General features: G+C 41.5%; 15 protein-coding genes and 1 tRNA gene. 8 read left to right on the top strand and 8 right to left on the bottom strand.

Going from position 1 to position 17311, the window contains the following annotated elements:
- Positions 1–5: 5 nt before the first annotated feature.
- Complete coding sequence (locus HWQ44_RS08035) at positions 6–920, bottom strand: rhodanese-related sulfurtransferase (RefSeq protein WP_292717243.1); 915 nt, start codon at positions 918–920, stop codon at positions 6–8.
- 71 nt (positions 921–991) lie between these two features.
- On the opposite strand from HWQ44_RS08035, the gene HWQ44_RS08030 reads away from it, so the two are divergent.
- A tRNA-Ala gene (locus tag HWQ44_RS08030) sits at positions 992–1064 on the top strand.
- 176 nt (positions 1065–1240) lie between these two features.
- Here the strand turns inward: HWQ44_RS08030 and HWQ44_RS08025 are convergent.
- Positions 1241–1669 (bottom strand): hypothetical protein, encoded by a 429-nt coding sequence (locus HWQ44_RS08025; protein ID WP_292717241.1) that lies wholly within the window; start codon positions 1667–1669, stop codon positions 1241–1243.
- Positions 1670–1959: 290 nt separating this feature from the next.
- Here HWQ44_RS08025 and HWQ44_RS08020 point away from each other — a divergent pair, with 290 nt between their 5' ends.
- On the top strand, positions 1960–2406 hold the full coding sequence (locus HWQ44_RS08020) for a DUF2127 domain-containing protein (protein WP_292717238.1): 447 nt from the start codon (positions 1960–1962) through the stop codon (positions 2404–2406).
- A 197-nt stretch (positions 2407–2603) separates the two neighbouring features.
- Positions 2604–4010 (top strand): 1-acyl-sn-glycerol-3-phosphate acyltransferase, encoded by a 1407-nt coding sequence (locus HWQ44_RS08015; protein ID WP_292717236.1) that lies wholly within the window; start codon positions 2604–2606, stop codon positions 4008–4010.
- Between the two features lie 69 nt (positions 4011–4079).
- On the opposite strand, the gene HWQ44_RS08010 is transcribed toward HWQ44_RS08015, so the two are convergent.
- The 4 genes from HWQ44_RS08010 to rsmI form a co-directional block, all read right to left on the bottom strand.
- A complete protein-coding gene (locus HWQ44_RS08010; protein ID WP_292717233.1) occupies positions 4080–7724 on the bottom strand; it encodes a response regulator in 3645 nt (1214 codons plus the stop codon).
- Positions 7725–8724: 1000 nt separating this feature from the next.
- Complete coding sequence (locus tag HWQ44_RS08005) at positions 8725–9636, bottom strand: hypothetical protein (protein WP_292717230.1); 912 nt, start codon at positions 9634–9636, stop codon at positions 8725–8727.
- Between the two features lie 58 nt (positions 9637–9694).
- Positions 9695–9973: a GlsB/YeaQ/YmgE family stress response membrane protein gene (locus HWQ44_RS08000; protein ID WP_292717227.1), complete on the bottom strand. Its 279-nt coding sequence runs from the start codon at positions 9971–9973 to the stop codon at positions 9695–9697.
- Between the two features lie 618 nt (positions 9974–10591).
- Positions 10592–11452 carry a 16S rRNA (cytidine(1402)-2'-O)-methyltransferase gene (rsmI, locus tag HWQ44_RS07995; protein ID WP_292717224.1) on the bottom strand — a complete coding sequence of 287 codons (861 nt, stop codon included), beginning with the start codon at positions 11450–11452 and terminating at the stop codon, positions 10592–10594.
- A 119-nt stretch (positions 11453–11571) separates the two neighbouring features.
- Between rsmI and HWQ44_RS07990 the strand changes: the two genes are divergently transcribed.
- The 5 genes from HWQ44_RS07990 to HWQ44_RS07970 all read left to right on the top strand — a co-directional run bounded on the left by HWQ44_RS07990 (position 11572) and on the right by HWQ44_RS07970 (position 15417).
- A complete protein-coding gene (locus tag HWQ44_RS07990; RefSeq protein ID WP_292717221.1) occupies positions 11572–12465 on the top strand; it encodes a sugar kinase in 894 nt (297 codons plus the stop codon).
- 46 nt (positions 12466–12511) lie between these two features.
- A complete protein-coding gene (locus HWQ44_RS07985) occupies positions 12512–13372 on the top strand; it encodes a 3'(2'),5'-bisphosphate nucleotidase CysQ (protein ID WP_292717218.1) in 861 nt (286 codons plus the stop codon).
- A 394-nt stretch (positions 13373–13766) separates the two neighbouring features.
- The gene (locus tag HWQ44_RS07980; protein ID WP_292717215.1) at positions 13767–14078 is read left to right on the top strand and encodes an RNA-binding protein; all 312 of its coding nucleotides are present in this window, start codon (positions 13767–13769) and stop codon (positions 14076–14078) included.
- 123 nt (positions 14079–14201) lie between these two features.
- Positions 14202–14396, top strand: coding sequence for a 30S ribosomal protein S21 (gene rpsU, locus HWQ44_RS07975; protein WP_292717212.1), 195 nt, complete (start codon positions 14202–14204; stop codon positions 14394–14396).
- A 298-nt stretch (positions 14397–14694) separates the two neighbouring features.
- Positions 14695–15417 (top strand): hypothetical protein, encoded by a 723-nt coding sequence (locus HWQ44_RS07970; protein WP_292717209.1) that lies wholly within the window; start codon positions 14695–14697, stop codon positions 15415–15417.
- 65 nt (positions 15418–15482) lie between these two features.
- Here HWQ44_RS07970 and HWQ44_RS07965 read toward each other — a convergent pair whose 3' ends face one another.
- Both HWQ44_RS07965 and HWQ44_RS07960 read right to left on the bottom strand, forming a co-directional pair.
- Positions 15483–16370 carry a hypothetical protein gene (locus tag HWQ44_RS07965; protein ID WP_292717206.1) on the bottom strand — a complete coding sequence of 296 codons (888 nt, stop codon included), beginning with the start codon at positions 16368–16370 and terminating at the stop codon, positions 15483–15485.
- Between the two features lie 49 nt (positions 16371–16419).
- Positions 16420–16929 carry a hypothetical protein gene (locus HWQ44_RS07960; protein ID WP_292717203.1) on the bottom strand — a complete coding sequence of 170 codons (510 nt, stop codon included), beginning with the start codon at positions 16927–16929 and terminating at the stop codon, positions 16420–16422.
- Positions 16930–17311 lie beyond the last annotated feature (382 nt).

Raw genomic sequence — 17311 nt, 5'->3', positions numbered from 1 at the left:
CTTTTTCAACTCACATCCCGATTTTTGTTACCAACCTGGGTTTGGTAGTGGTGCCATTTTTCTTGCTGACGCGCTCTTTTCTCCTCGGTGATGCTATCAAAACAATAAGGACATGAAATCCCTTGCTCATACTTTGGAGACACCTTATCTTCCTCAGAAATCGGGCGTCCACAACTGAAGCATCGCTCACAACTCCCTTCTTCCAATCCATGACTAACCGCTACCCGTTCGTCAAAGACAAAACATTCCCCTTCCCATAAACTTTCTTGTGCTGGAACTTCCTCCAAATACTTGAGAATGCCACCCTTGAGATGATAGACTTCTGCAAAACCTTGGGCAAGCATGAAGGATGAGGCTTTTTCACAGCGAATGCCGCCCGTACAAAACAGAGCAACCTTTTTGTGTTTATTTGGGTCGAGGTGGTGGCGCACATAATCAGGAAATTCCCGGAATGAGCTAGTCTGGGGATTTTCTGCTCCTTGAAAAGTACCGATATTCACCTCATAATCATTGCGGGTATCAATCACGGTTACTTCTGGATTGCAAATCAAATCATTCCATTCTTGGGGACTGACATAAGTGCCAACTTGCTCATTTGGGTCAATTTCCGGTAAACCCAAAGTGACGATTTCCTGCTTTAACCGCACCTTCATTCGCTCAAAAGGCGGGGTTTCGGTATGGGACTCTTTGGATTCTAAGTCTGCTAGACGAGGGTCAGAACGCAAAAACCAGAGAACTGAGTCAACAGCCTGACGCGAACCCGCAATTGTACCGTTAATCCCCTCTTGTGCCAGCAAAATTGTCCCCTTCACACCTTGCGCTTGGCAGTAAGATAGTAAAGAATCTCGTTTCTCAGCAAAATCTGGCAGCTTGACAAATTTATACAGTGCTGCAACAACTTGAATATTTTCTGGCTTCATCCCTTTGGTAATCGAACAATATAAGTTACAATAGCAACGGCAATCAAAGTTACCTACTATTTTAATTTTATGGGGGTTTAGCTCAGTTGGTAGAGCGCCTGCTTTGCAAGCAGGATGTCAGCGGTTCGAGTCCGCTAACCTCCATTGGATATGATTTATCTCAGTGTGTGATCCCTGCGTCGGGCTACGTTTATGCACATACAATGTCAATCAAAAGCCCATCCCTTCATAGGGAATGGGCTTATTTTCCTTGCTAGGCAGGGGTTGAGGAGGGAGTGAAGTTGAAATTGCATCTAAATTACCCCTATCCAAAGTCGTATTTAGTTAGAGAAATCTCTAGATAAGGAGGTGAACTCTGACTTGACGGCACTTAGATAATTTTGATCGTTCAAAACTTGAGGCGGTAATTTGTTAGCCCTGACAGCAGCCTTAACTAAATCTTCCGCAATAATACTTCTGTTCTGGCGTTCAAAGATCAAAGTTCCTGCACTAGGAATGCCCTGTTGCTCTAGACCACCTTGGTAAGCAAGAGAAACAAGATTGAAGGGTTGAAGATAACTAGTAGTCGTGGAATTACTGAGTAAAGTGTTAGAATTTACAGTAACTTTGATTGGCTTATTCTTTGCATCAGTCGTAACACTAGCACTGCCGTAGTTGTTATTTGTGGCTGGTTGAGCGTTAGCAATTCCAGATGTCAGGGCAACTGAAGCAATCAAAACTCCAGAATTGATCAAAGTTGCAAGTTTCATAGAGGTATCCTTAAATAAGTGGGGTTTAATTAATCTTTTCTAGTAGCAGTATCTTCTTTGTTATAAACCTTAACTTCCTGCACTTAGTTCATCCAATAGGTTGAATTGTTTCTCACCCATTCGGGTGAGGTTATGAATTTGTTAGCAATAGTGTAGTCATAAACATTTAGTTTGCTTGTTAGGAAAAGTGGAAATATGGGGTGAGCAAGAACTGCGACAATAAGCGTTTTAGTTGGCATCATTCAGAGCCAGGGAATTAAATTTTTACTTATATATACTTAGGGGGTTGTTTGAAAAAGCGTCCATTGGGGTTAGTGGCAATTGTTCTCTACAAATCATTTACCGCCTTGCTGCTTATGGTTACTTCGATCGCTTTATTATTGACATTAAAAAATTATCAAACTCTAGAAACGTTTTCAGAAAATTATGTTTTAGAAGGTAAATCGATAATTATTGATTGGCTTTTAAAGAAAGTTCTTAACTTAAATCCCCGAACTTTGGCATTTAGCGGCATTGGAGCAGGAATATATGCTATTGTTACTAGTATTGAAGCTGTTGGTTTATGGTACGAAAAACGTTGGGCACATGTCTTAGTATTAGGACTTGTTGGTATCAGTATTCCACCAGAAATTTATGAATTGTTTTGGGGAATATCTCCTATAAAAATACTGATTCTGGTGTTGAACTTAACAGTTTTTGGCTATTTATTCCGAAATTTTCCTAAACATGCAAACTAATTTTTGATTCGATACTTAGGATCTATCCTTGGAGAGTTTATGAATCCTGTTAGTGGATAGCTAGGGTTTCGCCCATGCTGAGTAACCAAGAGAGCAAAACGTGGGGATTGAAATGTTTGATCGCAAGAGGCTGCGGCTTTACGCAAAACCAAGACCCCCCGTTGTACAATCGCTAGAAATACAATCTGGAGAGCGACTTGCCTAGATCGATTCACTCTACTCAACCACCACTGAAATTTATTCCTCAACGGTTAAACCCGCTGGTACTCCAGATTGTTCGGTGGTTACTGCCGATCGCACTCCGATTTCGCACTCGCCCTTGGCTACCAGCTGGTATTGTCAGGATTGAAGCCAAAAATGTTGAGGTATTAGCTGAACTTTATCAACAATTCCAGGCTGGAAAAATTCGCTTTTTGTTGGCATTTCGCCACCCAGAGGTGGAAGATCCCCTGTGTATGCTGTATTTGCTTTCCCGCATTGTGCCACAAGTCGCTCGTCAGGAAGGTATTACACTACAATTCCTGGTTCACAGCTATTTTCTTTACGATCGCGGGATGACGGTTTGGGCTGGAAAGTGGCTGGGTTGGTTGTTCTCTCGGTTGGGGGGTGTGCCGGTTCATCGCGGTAGGCGACTAGATCGCCAAGCAATCCAAATGGCACGGGAGTTGTTTGCTAATGGCAAACTACCGATCGCAGTAGCACCCGAAGGAGGTACTAATGGTCATAGTGGTATTGTTAGCCCACTGGAACCTGGCGTTGCTCAAATGGGGTTCTGGTGTGTAGAAGACTTGCAAAAAGCTAACCGGACTGAGACTGTGATCATTGTGCCGATCGCCATCCAATATCGCTACGCTGAACCACCTTGGTCTAGACTGGATTGGCTGTTGAGTAAGTTGGAAGCTGATAGTGGCTTGAAAGTTTTGGCAATTGATTCGGGCGATAGCGAAGAGATTTACTATCAACGCCTTTATCGGTTGGCTGAATATCTGATCACTGAGATGGAAGAGTTTTATCGTCGCTTCTATCATCAAGACATCCCAAAAACCATCTCAACTGATGAATCTGCTAGTCCTAATCAGGTGTTGATTGCTCGACTTCATCGCTTACTCGATAAGGCTTTACAAGTTTCCGAGCAATATTTTGCAGTTCCAGCGCAGGGTAATTTTATTGACCGCTGTCGTCGCTTGGAAGAAGCTGGCTGGAATTACATTTATCGGGAAGATTTGCCAGATATCAATGCTTTACCACCCTTTAAACGCGGTTTGGCAGACTGGATTGCAGAGGAAGCAGACTTGCGAATGCGGCATATGCGGATAGTGGAAAGTTTTGTTGCAGTCACAGCTACTTATATTCAGGAAAAACCGACGCCGGAACGGTTTGCAGAAACAGCTTTGCTTGTATTCGATATGCTTTCCCGAATTCAGGATACAACACTTCCGGGGCGACCTCGGTTAGGTTTGCGACAGGCACAAATCACTGTGGGAGAGCCAATTTCAGTTACTGAACGCTCTCACAATTGTCAGGGAAATCGCTTAGCCTCTAGACAAGCTGTGAGCGATTTGACAAAAGATTTACAGGTTGCTTTGGAGAAGATGATTGCTTGATTAGAAAGTAACGAAACGTTTCAAAGGATTTTTGGATCAGGTTTTTTCCTCCCTTACTTTCCTACTCCCTTACCGATACAGCCAAACCCGGAGTAGTGAAAGCAGTTGCTCAGTATCTACAGGTTTGGTGATGTAGTCAGAGGCTCCAGCTTCGATGCACTTTTCCTTGTCACCTGGCATGGCTTTGGCAGTTAAAGCAATGATTGGTAGTGAGCGAAATTGTTGTTGCTGGCGGATGGCGCGGGTGGTTTGGTAACCATCCATTTCCGGCATCATGATATCCATCAAAACTATATTAATGTCAGGATTAGTTTGTAGCCTCTCTATACCATCTCTGCCATTTTCGGCAAACAGCACTTGCATTTGATAGCTTTCTAAAAAGCTGGTGAGGGCAAAAATATTTCGCAGGTCATCATCCACAATCAAAATTTTCCGATTAGCCAGCACCGGGTCTGTTTGATGTAGTTGCTCTAGTATTTGACGCTTTGGTGGAGGCAAATTTGCTTGCACTCGATGCAAAAACAGGGCAGTTTCGTCTAACAACCGCTCTGGCGATCGCACATTTTTAATGATAATTGTCTCTGCTAATCCCCGCAGCTGGGTTTCTTCTTGTCGGCTGAGTTCTTTGCCGGTGTAAACGATAATCGGCAGTTTCAAAAGCTTGGGTTCAAGCTTTATCTGCTCAATTAGTGCAAACCCGCTCATATCGGGCAGACCCAGATCCAGTACCATGCAATCAAAGTGATGCGATCGCAGAATCGAGAGGGCTTCTGCACCTGTACCCACTGCTGTACTCTGGACATCACCATTACCGATCAGTTCGATAATACTTTGGGCTTGTACGGGGTCATCTTCGACGATCAGCAGATTTTTTACCTGACGCTCAATAAAGCCTTTAATCTCAGTCAATACCTGAGTTAGCGCTTCTGGAGAAACAGGTTTTTGTAGATAGGTAATCGCTCCTAAATGTAATCCCCGTTGCTGTCTTTCATCAACAGAAAGGATGTGTACTGGTATATGTCTGGTATCAGGTTTATGTTTCAGACGATCCAGCACAGTCCAGCCATCCATCTCTGGCATGTGGATATCTAGCATAATCGCATTAGGTTTAAATTGTTGTGCGAGTGCTAGACCTTGTTTGCTCTGTAAAGCAACAATGGTTTTAAAGCCCTGCTCACGTGCCATATCTAGTAAGATGCGGGCAAATTTATCGTCATCTTCGATAATTAGCAAAATGCGATCGCCTGGTTGAATTATTTCCCGATCATCTGGAATTTCGCTGGGGAAGGTGGTAAGTATTTTCGCGGACGCAGATGTGTCCACAGTTGTAGGTCTGTTTTCCACCATTGGCACTTCTTTTATGGTCGATGCTGTGCGGATAGAGGTAGTTGGCTCAGGGGGTGGTGTGGTGAGAGGATTTTTAGCATTATTTTCCTGTCGCCTGGGTAAGTAGAGGGTGAAGGTGCTTCCCTCTCCTGGTTGGCTGACTAATTCAATTCTCCCTCCCAACAGTTGAGCCAATTCGCGGCTGATGGACAAGCCCAAGCCAGTTCCTCCGTACTTGCGGCTAGTTGTGCCATCTGCTTGCTGAAATGCCTCGAAAATAATTTTCTGCTTCTCGGCTGGAATGCCTATACCCGTATCGCTAACTGCAAAAGCAATCATGGAATTATCAACTTCACCTGCCTCATCCGCTATGCTAATTTGTAATTTCACGCCTCCCTGTTCTGTAAACTTAAAGGCGTTAGCTAGGAGATTTTTCAGTACTTGTTGTAGGCGTTTGGAGTCGTTAGAAATTGTCGAGGGTAACTTATCATCCAGTTGAATAGTAAAACCGAGTTTTTTATTCTGAGCAAGTTGCCGGAAAGTATACTCTAGAGATGTCTGCAAATCTACAAAAGCAATTTGCTCAATATCGAGTAACATAGTACCCGACTCAATTTTTGCCAAATCTAGAATGTCATTGATCAACTCCAGCAAATCATTTCCAGCCGAGTAAATAGTCCGACTGTACTCTACTTGTTTGTCGGTCAAGTTGTTAAGAGAGTTATCTGCTAGCAGCCTTGCTAAAATTAACAGGCTATTTAGCGGTGTCCGCAGTTCATGGGACATATTCGCGAGAAATTCTGACTTATATTTGGAAGATAACGCCAGTTGTTCAGCTTTTTCTTCAAAAGACTGCCTTGCCCGCTCAACTTCCTGATTCTTGCGGGCAACTTCCTGATTTTGCACTTCTAACAATTCTGCTTTTTCTTCTAACTCTTCATTTAGTTGTTGTAATTCTTCGTTAGACTGCTTGACAAGAAATTGTGATTCCTCTAACTCGTGTGCTTGTTCTTCCAAGCGTTGATTGCTTTGCTGTAGTTCTTCTTGCTGGGTTTGCAGTTCTTCTGTTAAAGCAACAGACTCTTCAAGTAGTTGCTGGGTTTGTAATTGTGAGGCGATGTTATTTAAAAATACACCCAGATTTTCACTTAATTGCTCTAAAAATGTCAGGTGCAACTCGTTAAAAGGCCCAAAAGAGGCAAGTTCAATTACGGCATTTACCTGCGTTTCAAATAGTATAGGCAACACAATAATATTTAGCGGTGGTGCTTCTCCCAAACCGGAACTGATGCGGATATAGTCACTAGGAACTTCCGTCAGGAGGATTCTTTGTTTTTCAAGGGCGGATTGTCCCACCAGTCCTTCGCCCAAGCGAAACTGATTTGCCAGGTTTTTGCGGGCTTTGTAAGCATAACTACTCAACAACTTCAGCATCGGCTGGTTGTTTATAGAGTCCATCACATAAAAAACGCCCTGTGATGCCCCAACCAGTGGTGCTAAATTTGACAAGATTAGGTTAGAGACACTTTCCAGATTTCGCTGTCCTTGGAGCATCTGGGTAAATTCAGCCAAATTAGACTTTAGCCAGTTTTGCTCCTCATTTTTTTTAGTTGTGTTTCGCAGATTAACGATCATCTGGTTGAAGGTACGCGTCAACACGCCAATTTCATCCAAGCGATCGCTATCTGGTAAACTCACTGATAAATCCCCATCTGCCATTTTTTCTGCCAGATCAGAAACTTGCTTCAGCGGTACTGAGATATGTCTGGTTAGGGCGAATCCGATCAAAGCTAAGAGCAAAGAAAATAAGGGAATACTATAGACAATACTGGCGATGGTTTGCTGGGCAGCTCCTTGTGCATTTTCAGAGCGCTGTTTTAGCAGTCTATTCTCCTCAGTTTTCATTGCCTCGATAACTTTGCGGATTTCAGCCATCAGTTGCTTGCCTCGGTCTGTCAGAACAACCTTCTGAGCAGATTCAAAACCTTGGTTCTGACGCAAGTCAATGGTTTCTTGAAGTTCAGCCAGCTTTTGATCGATTAATGGCTGTAAAATATCAAGCCGACTCTGTTGGTTGGGGTTATCTGCTGTTAACCTCTGAAGTTCCCTAACTTTTTGATTCACTACTTGAATGGCAGTATTATAAGGTTCTAAATAGCGCTGTTCTCCAGTAACAATGTAACCACGTTGCCCAGTTTCAGCATTTGTCATTTGTAAGTTCAGGTCTTCAAGCTGACTTAACACCTGGTAGGTATGGTTTTCTCTGCGCGAAGTTTCAATTAGATTATTGGTGCTTTGGTAGGAGATTAGACCAATGGTGGTCAGAGTTGCCAAACTCAGGACAAAACTTACTCCAATCTTGGTTCCAATCTTCAAACGGTTCAACATTATTCCAGGTGGGTATTCAAATTATTTCTGTTTTTGAGACTATTTTGATTATGTTTTAACTATCCAAAACAAATGTTAGATATTTCGTTCACGTAGGATATGTGTAGCTAGTTTTTTTACTTCAAATATTATCATTTCTTCATATATTTACAAATATAACGTTATTTTGAATATAAATAATCTTTTTACCTAAAATCTTGATTCTTTAACTAAGATAAACCTTTAGATAGATAGTATAACTTCTTTGATAATCAGCAATCGTCTTATTTTTAATTAAATCTGGCGATGAATAATTAAATACTTGTTATTAGATTATAAATTTAATATTATAGTTATAATTGACTAAAAAATATGGCTTTTATTTGTACAGTAGTTTCCCTAGCAAAACCCGAATTCTGCAAAGGGTAAAAGGTAGAATTTCTGGGTGGATTGAAAATAGTAATACAATTCCATCCTAACTCTGAATACAGGTCATATCTTAATAGCACCACAAAAGGGTAGAATCGGTTACAAAACTACTATTTGAAACAGATATTATTTTACTCCAAGATTACCCTCTTGTCACTTAGGTTTTATTATATTGACATCATCTTTTTACCAAAAAACACTTAGAGAATATTAAATAATTTAACTCTCATCTAATATTCTATTGTCATGGTTAAACCACTTTTGGGATTGACAAAAAGGCTGGATAGTCAAATAAAACAGCCGGATAGTGAAAATTAGGTTCCTTAAAATGCAATTTATAGAAAAGCTAAATATAATGGCTTTTGCGGTTGGATATGGACATCAGTATAATTGTACATCACTATACAGACCAATAGTAATCTTAGCGAGTACAAGCAATATTATAGTAGAAAGTTAAGGTTTCAAAAGACAAAGTATACCCCTAAGATAATGTAATTTATAGGACAAGATAAATACTTATCCTCTAATTTCTTAGGAATATGCATAATCAGGGGATGTCGTCAAACGTCTTGATATATAACTTGACTTGTAACTAGAAGTTCGTAATAATCTGGCGATCGCTTCTAGGTACGTCAAGTTCAGATTGGCTATAGATACTAAAATGTTGGATCTTGTTACTCTCTAAAATAGCTCTTGCACCTGCTATGTAGATATCAGTGCCTTTTATTACTACTAGGTAATGCCCAAGAGTCACTTGATGTTCATAATATCTGGCGAGCTCATCAGGAATTCCTAAAGTAGTGTAGTTATCTTGGGAACTGCTGATATTTACCTCAAAAGTATCACTTATATTGCTTATACTTTTAGCAACTATTGATACTTGACTCATCGGAAAGCCAGCGGTTCTAAGTTCAGTAAGTGCTCTTTCTACATCTTGGCGGATATAAAAAACACCAACTGCGTGTTTATAGCGACTATTTGGGGTTGAATATGGCTGATAAACACTCCACTGTTGGATATCACGGCGATTAAAAATCCTCTTAGCAAGACGGATTTCTATATCTATGCCGGTTACTATCACCAAATAGTGACCTTTACAGACAAGATTACTGTAACCTAGTGCCTGTTCTTCAGAAATTCCTAAATTTAGCAATATACCAGGCAAACCACCTGTTAAAGTGGTAGCGATCGCTGCTGCTTCTGCTCCGGCTAGGATGACTGGGCCTATACCGGGAATTGCCCAGAGGACTAAACCGACCAATAAGTCGGTTAGACTGTCTAAAGCACTACTAGTAACGGCTCCAGTAGCATCTTTTGAGGAGGTATTGCTAGTGTGTTCTTCAACATCAACACCAGCAATATCACTTTGTTGTTCTGTATCCCGTGCAATTACAGAAACTTTGTGCATTGGAAAATTAGAAGCTTTTAGTTCCTGAAGTACTAATTGTGCATCGGAACATTTAGCGAAAACTCCTATAGTTCTTCGCTCTTTTTCTAATGTCATTTTATCGGCTGATTGCAGCTAGAAGTGATTCCCAAAAGTCTTAGCTAATTTGAGGTAATTATACAGCTCGACGAGTAAGCAAACCCCAAAGGAAAATCAGTAGCATAGCACCAAGAACAGCAAATAAAATACTACCCAGGGATAAAGCTCCCACAGATGCGGCGGCTGCGGAACTACTTCCTAACAAAATTTGACCCAAATAACCTCCGACTACGGCTCCAAGGATACCTAATACAATTGTGGAGAGAATACCGCCACCTTGGGTTCCTGGATAAAATAACTTAGCTAACGCACCTGCAATTAAACCTAAAACCAACCAAGCAATAATGTTAGTCATGTGAATTTCTCCTTCGTGAGAACCTGCTTTGTTTGCTTTTGACTATTTCATCTTAAATTTTACCTACAAAATTTCTGATCTATCTAGAGAACTAATATCAAAAATCTTTAGATATCATTTGAATATTCACCAGATACTCTTTGAGGATGAATATTAGAAACCCGATTGATTCCTAAAATTACTTGTATAAGAGATAACGCCAAAGAATATGTACCATTCTTCTCACAATTAAATAGGAGTCCTATATATAAATTAGTTATAACTTGGTATTCTTGTTAAGCTAGATAGTTGTAATTCAGGTTACAGTCGGCGGGCGTAATATCAGGTTAGGTTAAATACTTATAACATCTGTAGGTTGGGTTAAGGAACGAAACCCAACGCTTGATCCTTGTTCATGTTGGGTTTTACTGCCGTTCAACCCAACCTACATTGATAAATTTTATTATAATTAATCATCCGAACTGGATATAATTTTTCAGGGAAATATTCTTGCATTTAAATAATATTCTTCAACGCCAAGACACTATTTTTTTCATAATTAAATTCTGTGTGACTGGCAGATAGCAAGTCCGCGAATGTCTGATTGATTTTTAAGTTTTAAAAAGCGGTATTAGATATTCAAGGCTCAGAAGTAAGAACTAAAGAAAGAGCTAGTTGATAGAGTTGACGACGGGGAAGTGAGGTAAATTTTGCTAACTGACGACTAGCTTGCGATCGCGATATCCCCTGAGTAATTAACTGTTTCAATTCGGCTTTCAATTCCTCTTCTGTCAGTTGGGGCTGACTGGCTGGAATTCCTGCCACGACTAATGTATATTCACCTTGGGGTTCTCGTTGACTGTAGTGAGCGATCGCTTCAGCAATTGTCCCCCGCCAAAATTCCTCATACAATTTAGTTAACTCCCGTCCTAGCACAATTTGGCGATCGCTTCCCCAAACTTCTGCTAAGTCTTGCAAAGTATCTCGCAAACGGTGGGGCGATTCGTAGAAAATCAATGTACGAGATTCTGTTTGCAGAGATTCTAAATGTTCTTGTCTCTGTTGAGTTTTCGCCGGCAGAAAGCCTTCAAAGACAAACCGATCCGTTGGTAATCCAGCTGCACTCAAAGCGGTAATTGCTGCACTAGCGCCAGGAATAGGAACTACAGGAATTCCCGCCTCAATACAAGCTTTCACCAGTTCATATCCAGGATCGGAAATACCTGGCATTCCAGCATCGCTCACAAGAGCGATCGCTTTATCGTTAACTAAATGCTCTAATAATTCTGGGATACGGCTGGTACGATTGTGTTCGTGGTAACTCACCTGGGGTGTTTTAACTTGAAAATGCTGTAGCAGTTTCCCTGTGTGACGGGTGTCTTCCGCAGCAATGATATCCACAGTTTGCAAAATTCGCACCGCCCGAAAGGTGATATCTTCCAGGTTGCCAATTGGTGTGCCGACGACGTAAAGTGTTCCTGGTTTTGGATCGGTTGGCATAAGCAAGAGTTAGGAGTTTGTAGAGACGCGATTCATCGCGTCTGTGCAGGAGAGACAGGAGAGACGCGATGAATCGCGTCTGTACAAGAGTTAAAAATAATTAAGAACATATATGAGAAATGGATAATCTAAAATCCAAAATTCAAAATCCAAAATCGGATTGCGGGTTATTTGTCGGTTTAGTAACCTTAGATTTGATTTACCTTGCTGACTCTGCCCCTAAGAGTAATCAGAAGATTGTCGCTACTGACTATACTGTAGCGGCAGGGGGCCCTGCAACCAACGCGGCTGTGACTTTCAGCCATTTAGATAATCAAGCTACAGTCTTGGGTGTAGTGGGTTCTCACCCGATGACGCAGCTAATTCGAGGTGATCTGGTAAATTATAAAGTTGCGATCGCAGACCTTGAGCCTACCACTGATTTAGCACCGCCTGTCTCCTCAATCATTGTCACCCAAGCCACAGGTGAACGAGCGGTGGTTTCCATCAATTCTGTCAAAACTCAAGCCAACAGCGGATCTATCCCGCCAAATATTTTGCAAAATGTCGATATAGTACTGATTGATGGACATCAGATGATGGTTAGTTATTCCATAGCCCAAATGGCCAAAGCCAAGAATATCCCAGTAGCACTCGATTGTGGGAGTTGGAAGTCTGGATTTGAGCAAATTCTGCCATTTGTAGATTATGCCATCTGTTCGGCTAATTTTTATCCCCCCAACTGCCAGACTGGAGAAGACGTTTTTGCCTATCTAGGCAGATTTGGCATTCCTCACATCGCCATTACCCACGGACAAAAACCAATTGAATACTTGAGTTGCACTAAAACTGGTATCGTAGATGTGCCGCAGATTCAAGCGGTTGATACATTAGGGGCTGGAGATATTTTCCACGGTGCCTTCTGTCATTACATTTTAAGGGAAAATTTTACTGATGCACTGGCACTAGCAGCTAATATTGCGGCTGATTCCTGTAAATTTTTTGGTACTCGGCGCTGGATGGATTTCAAGTAGAGGCGCACCGCCTAGATTATATATATTTTTAGAGCAGGGCAAATTAATGAAAGACTTACAAGAAATATTAGCGATCGCTCGTGAGGTAGGTTGGGGCGCAGCAGATATACTGCGATCGTATTACCACGGCACTGCTAAAGACCCGAACTTAGAAGTACAATATAAACAAAACGAGCCTGTTACCGTTGCCGATGTCGCTGTGAGTCAATACATTTTGCAGAGGCTACAAGCAACTTTAGGTAACGAAGATTTTGCTTACATCAGCGAAGAAACCTATCAATCGCCAAATAGTAGTACACAGCCTTGTGCCCCTTGGGTATGGATAATTGATCCTTTAGATGGTACACGAGACTTTATTAAAAAAACTGGGGATTATGCGGTTCATATTGCTTTAGTCAAAGAAACCCGCCCAGTATTGGCAGTGGTAGCAGTCCCAGAGGCTCAAAAGTTATATTACGCTATCAAAGGTGGGGGTACATTTGTAGAAACCCGTGATGGATCTGTTCCTTTACAAGTTTCATCAGGTAAACAAGTTGAGGATTTAACCTTAGTCGTTAGTCGCTCTCACCGCAACCAAAGATTAGATTACTTACTACAAAACTTACCCTGTCAAAATCAGAAATCTGTGGGTAGTGTAGGTTGCAAAATCGCCACCATTGTCGAGCAACAGGCAGATATCTACATTTCTCTTTCCGGGAAGTCTGCGCCCAAAGACTGGGATATAGCAGCCCCAGAACTAATTTTAACAGAAGCTGGTGGTAAATTTACCCACTTCGATGGCACTCCGTTGCAGTACAACACTGGTGATATCAATCAATGGGGAGGTTTGTTGGCTAGTAATGGTGAATATCACGAGGTGCTGTGTAAGGAAGCAGAAAGGATTTTAGCGCAGTTTGACCATAGCTAATGGGGTATTTGAGGATGAATATTTTTTAATTTGCTTTTAAGACAGTTAGTTATGGTATCATTGCCTCCACTACCGATAATAATCTTTACCCTTTAGTCCACAGCTTAATTTTCAAAACGCTAAATAACTAAGCGATCGCTAGTTAATTCCGATTTTTTGTTAAAAGTGTAACTTTTATAGTACAAGCAACAAAAGCCCGTCGTTGGAAGGTCTGTAAACCTGTCCTGTAGAGTCTATTTGTGAATAAAATTCACTATAAGACGATATTCAAAGGCTGGAGGCTGTGCTACACTCATGGACATAAAGATTATTTTCGGTTGAGTAACTCGTTTTGATTTCTAAAAAGTGTCTCTCCGAATTTAACTCTCTACACTCCCTGAATTCGGAGATTTCTATGTCAATTTACGTCGGAAACCTGTCCTATCAGGTTACAGAAGAGGACCTAAAGCAGGCTTTTGCAGAATACGGAACAGTGAATCGTGTTCAACTACCCACAGATCGGGAAACAGGCCGGCCGCGTGGGTTCGCTTTTGTGGAAATGGAATCAGACACGCAAGAACAAGCTGCCATTGATGCACTTGATGGTGCTGAGTGGATGGGACGTGATTTGAAAGTGAACAAAGCTAAACCTCGTGAGGAAAGAAGCAACTCCTCTCGTGGTAACTGGGGTGGCGGTAATGCCCGCCGTAACAATAATCGCTACTAAGTCGATTCCTGAAAATTTCACATTTAGAGTCTCCAGCAGATAAAGCCAAAGGCTCCACTCTGCTGGAATATTTTATTTTGTATCTAGTCTTGAACTATTCATCCATATTAAGGAGGAATGAGAATGACACAAGTAGTTTTAGGGGAGAATGAAGGTATTGAATCAGCCTTGAGAAGATTTAAGCGGGAAGTTTCTAAAGCAGGAATTTTCCAAGATATGAGAAAAAAACGTCACTTTGAAACGCCGATAGAAAAAGAAAAGCGTAAAGCAATTGCTAGGCACAAGCAACGTCGTCAACAACGTTCTCGCTTCAGTTAACAAGTCCAAGCAAATTTGCCTTTCAATTTGACATCCTGCCAGAATCTCTTTATTGTTACCATCATACCTCCGGCAAGACACAAGTAATTAGGCATACATCAATAAACAATACTGTTCTTAGTAGCGCTGTGTTTGTTTTCAGCGCTACTAAGAACAGTATATAACCATATAAAAGCAATATAATTTGTTGAGTTCCATTTACGGAACTTGCAGCAATATAAATGCACTCTTCCTCTATACCCATAAAGTATTGTAGATATCGTTAGTCTGCAATCCTTGGCTCTGGATTTTTAAGAAAATGTTACGACTTTATCATTTATTACTAGGTTCTATTTTGCTGGTGTCAATACCGCTGGGAGCAAAATTTGTTCTCCCACAATTTTCTCCACCGAAAGTGGAAAAACCCCCTATCATTGCGAAACTTCCCAACCCTAATGAAGGAAATATCTGGCAGAAAATCCTGGGAAATGCTGCTGCTCCTACTAACTGGCAAGTTGCTGCTTGTGAGGGAAATGCACCTCTGTTGTGCGTATCCTCCAAAGGGAAACGTTTGGGTACAGTTGAGATTAATGTTTACCCACTAGCAAACAATGAGGATTTCCGAAAGAAACTGGTAGCAGCTGGAATTCCAACTGGTTCCCAAGTCGACTACCAAAGTTCCCAATACCAAGCCCAGGTATTACCAGTACTCAAGGCTTGGGTTGCAGACCACTACGCTGCTTTTGCAAAAGACCGTCAGGGTGAATATGGAAAGGAGATTACTTTCTCAACCTACCCACCGCAACCAGTACCCGTTGGTAAACTTCAGGGAATCCGCTATGGGTTCGCCGGACTGAAGCAACAAGGTGGAGTACAAGAGCAACATATCGGTCATGTTGCCTTTGATGGCAGTAAACTTTACGTAATTACCACTGCATTTGACACAGGTACGCAAACAGGTAAGTTTGATAAACTGGAAAACTTGGCTATTTTTCAACCTTACTTGTATGCGATCGCAGCAGATTTGCATTTACCCCAATAGGGATTGGGATTGGGGACTTGGTATTGGGAAATCTTCCTCATCTTTAGTCCCCAGTCCTGATCAACCTAAATCTCAGCTACCGCCCGCTCAATCAAGCGATGTGCTAAAGTTTGCGTGCCAGTGTGTTCATAATAATTTGTTGATACATCCAGGAATGCTGCAAGGTAATCTAACTTGTCATCGGCAATATCGACAAAACTTTGCAAATTGTGGACAACCTTTTGTGGCGTTAAATTATTGGCGCTAACTAGCCCACTCATCCAACCTTTAACTGAGTCAAAGCTTTCGCCGATAAAGTTGAGTTTTCCAGCAGAATTATTTCCTGGAATCACATCTTTGATATTTTGAAAAGTCGAGTTTTGTTCTAACTCCTGTGGGTTTGTTTGATTAAGCCCAGATATCGCTTTGCTAATAAAATCAGGGCCCAGAGGTATCAAACCATCAACGCAAACTAACGCTACCATGCGGATGAGCGACTCACCACTATACTCACCTAAAGAGGCGACAAAATCCCCAATACTGTCTCCGGGAATGCCGTTAATTTGACAGAAGGCTACCAACTCAGCCACTAATTTTAATGTCAAATCAATGGTTTGGGCTTTATCAGGTTTGGGAGTGACAGAGTTTAAAAAACCCAACAGAGGAATTTTCTCACCAACTTTGTTAGCTAAAGCTGCTGCACCAAGCGCTCTATCTGTAGCATCAACGGTTTGATAAAGCCACAAGGCTGTTTGGTATCCTTGGGATTTGTCGTTGAATAGATAAATCGCTCGTTCACCAATTTGCTGAATTAAATCTTCGTCATCTTCGCCAGTGACAGTCTTAATGGTGTTGACAAAGCCAACAGTATTTTGCCACTGGCCAGGAGCGACAAAATCCAGGGACTTTAACAGAGAAACAGTCAAACCGCCGGTTGGCAATTGATCAACCAACTCAAAAATCGATTTACTCACAAAAATCTCCTTATTTAGGGTTCATTATCCTTAATGTCAGCAATGTGGATCATTTCAGGTTAGCTAGACGATTAAGATTAAACTTCTCTAACCAATCTGCGCGATCGCTAGCTGTAAATGACGAATCGCGAGAAAGCGCTTTAACTTGGTACTTACCTACCAAAATTGCAGTTTGCGTCTTACCAACTTCTATTGCGGGATAACCACCAATCTTTTTGGTACTTTTCGAGAACTTTGCTGCTGCACTCGGTGTGCTAGTGGTATCTGAAATAGACAGCAATGCTATATCTTTACCGCCTTTTTTCAACTTCGCTTCCGCAAAGCCTTTTTTCTCTTGGGTATAGACGCGCTGGTAGCCATCACCCGAATCAGGGAAAAGTTTATTAAATTCGCTACCCTGAGTTGCAGTCTTAGCAACCGATTGACCCTTTTTTTGTTGAGTGCTTTCTTTTTGTACCTGGTCAAAACGTCCAGGTGCTTTTGGAGTACAGGCTGTTGTCAGTAGTACCACTGACAGCAACAAAGCGGCTACTACCCTACGCCCACGGTGTAAAATCATTCTTGGCTTCTCCTTATAGTTAAGCTTTGAGGCAATTATCTGCGCTGCTAGCAATTATTACCCGTAAAATTTACTTTTTGATAATTATTTCCTAAGTTCTCAACTATAAGGGTCGTTTTTGCACTTAAAAAAGTGTCCAGTGCCATTTTTAACGCAATACGCTTGGGTTAAGCAAAGCCCCGAAAATCAACCTACACAGTTTAAGGTTTGTGGTGCTAACTGAATTATATTGATGTTTAACAGATTAACCCAATGCAAAAACGCCCCCCCTTTCGGGAGAGCGTCTTTGACTTATAGATAAGCGTGAAGAGCGTATCTCAGATTATGATTAACCGTTGATAGCAGGAGCGGTTAGAGCTACAGGAGCGGAATCGCCAGCAGC

Source organism: Nostoc sp. JL34, from assembly GCF_017114945.1.
Lineage (GTDB): Bacteria > Cyanobacteriota > Cyanobacteriia > Cyanobacteriales > Nostocaceae > Nostoc.
This window is presented reverse-complemented; position numbering and strand designations above follow the sequence as displayed.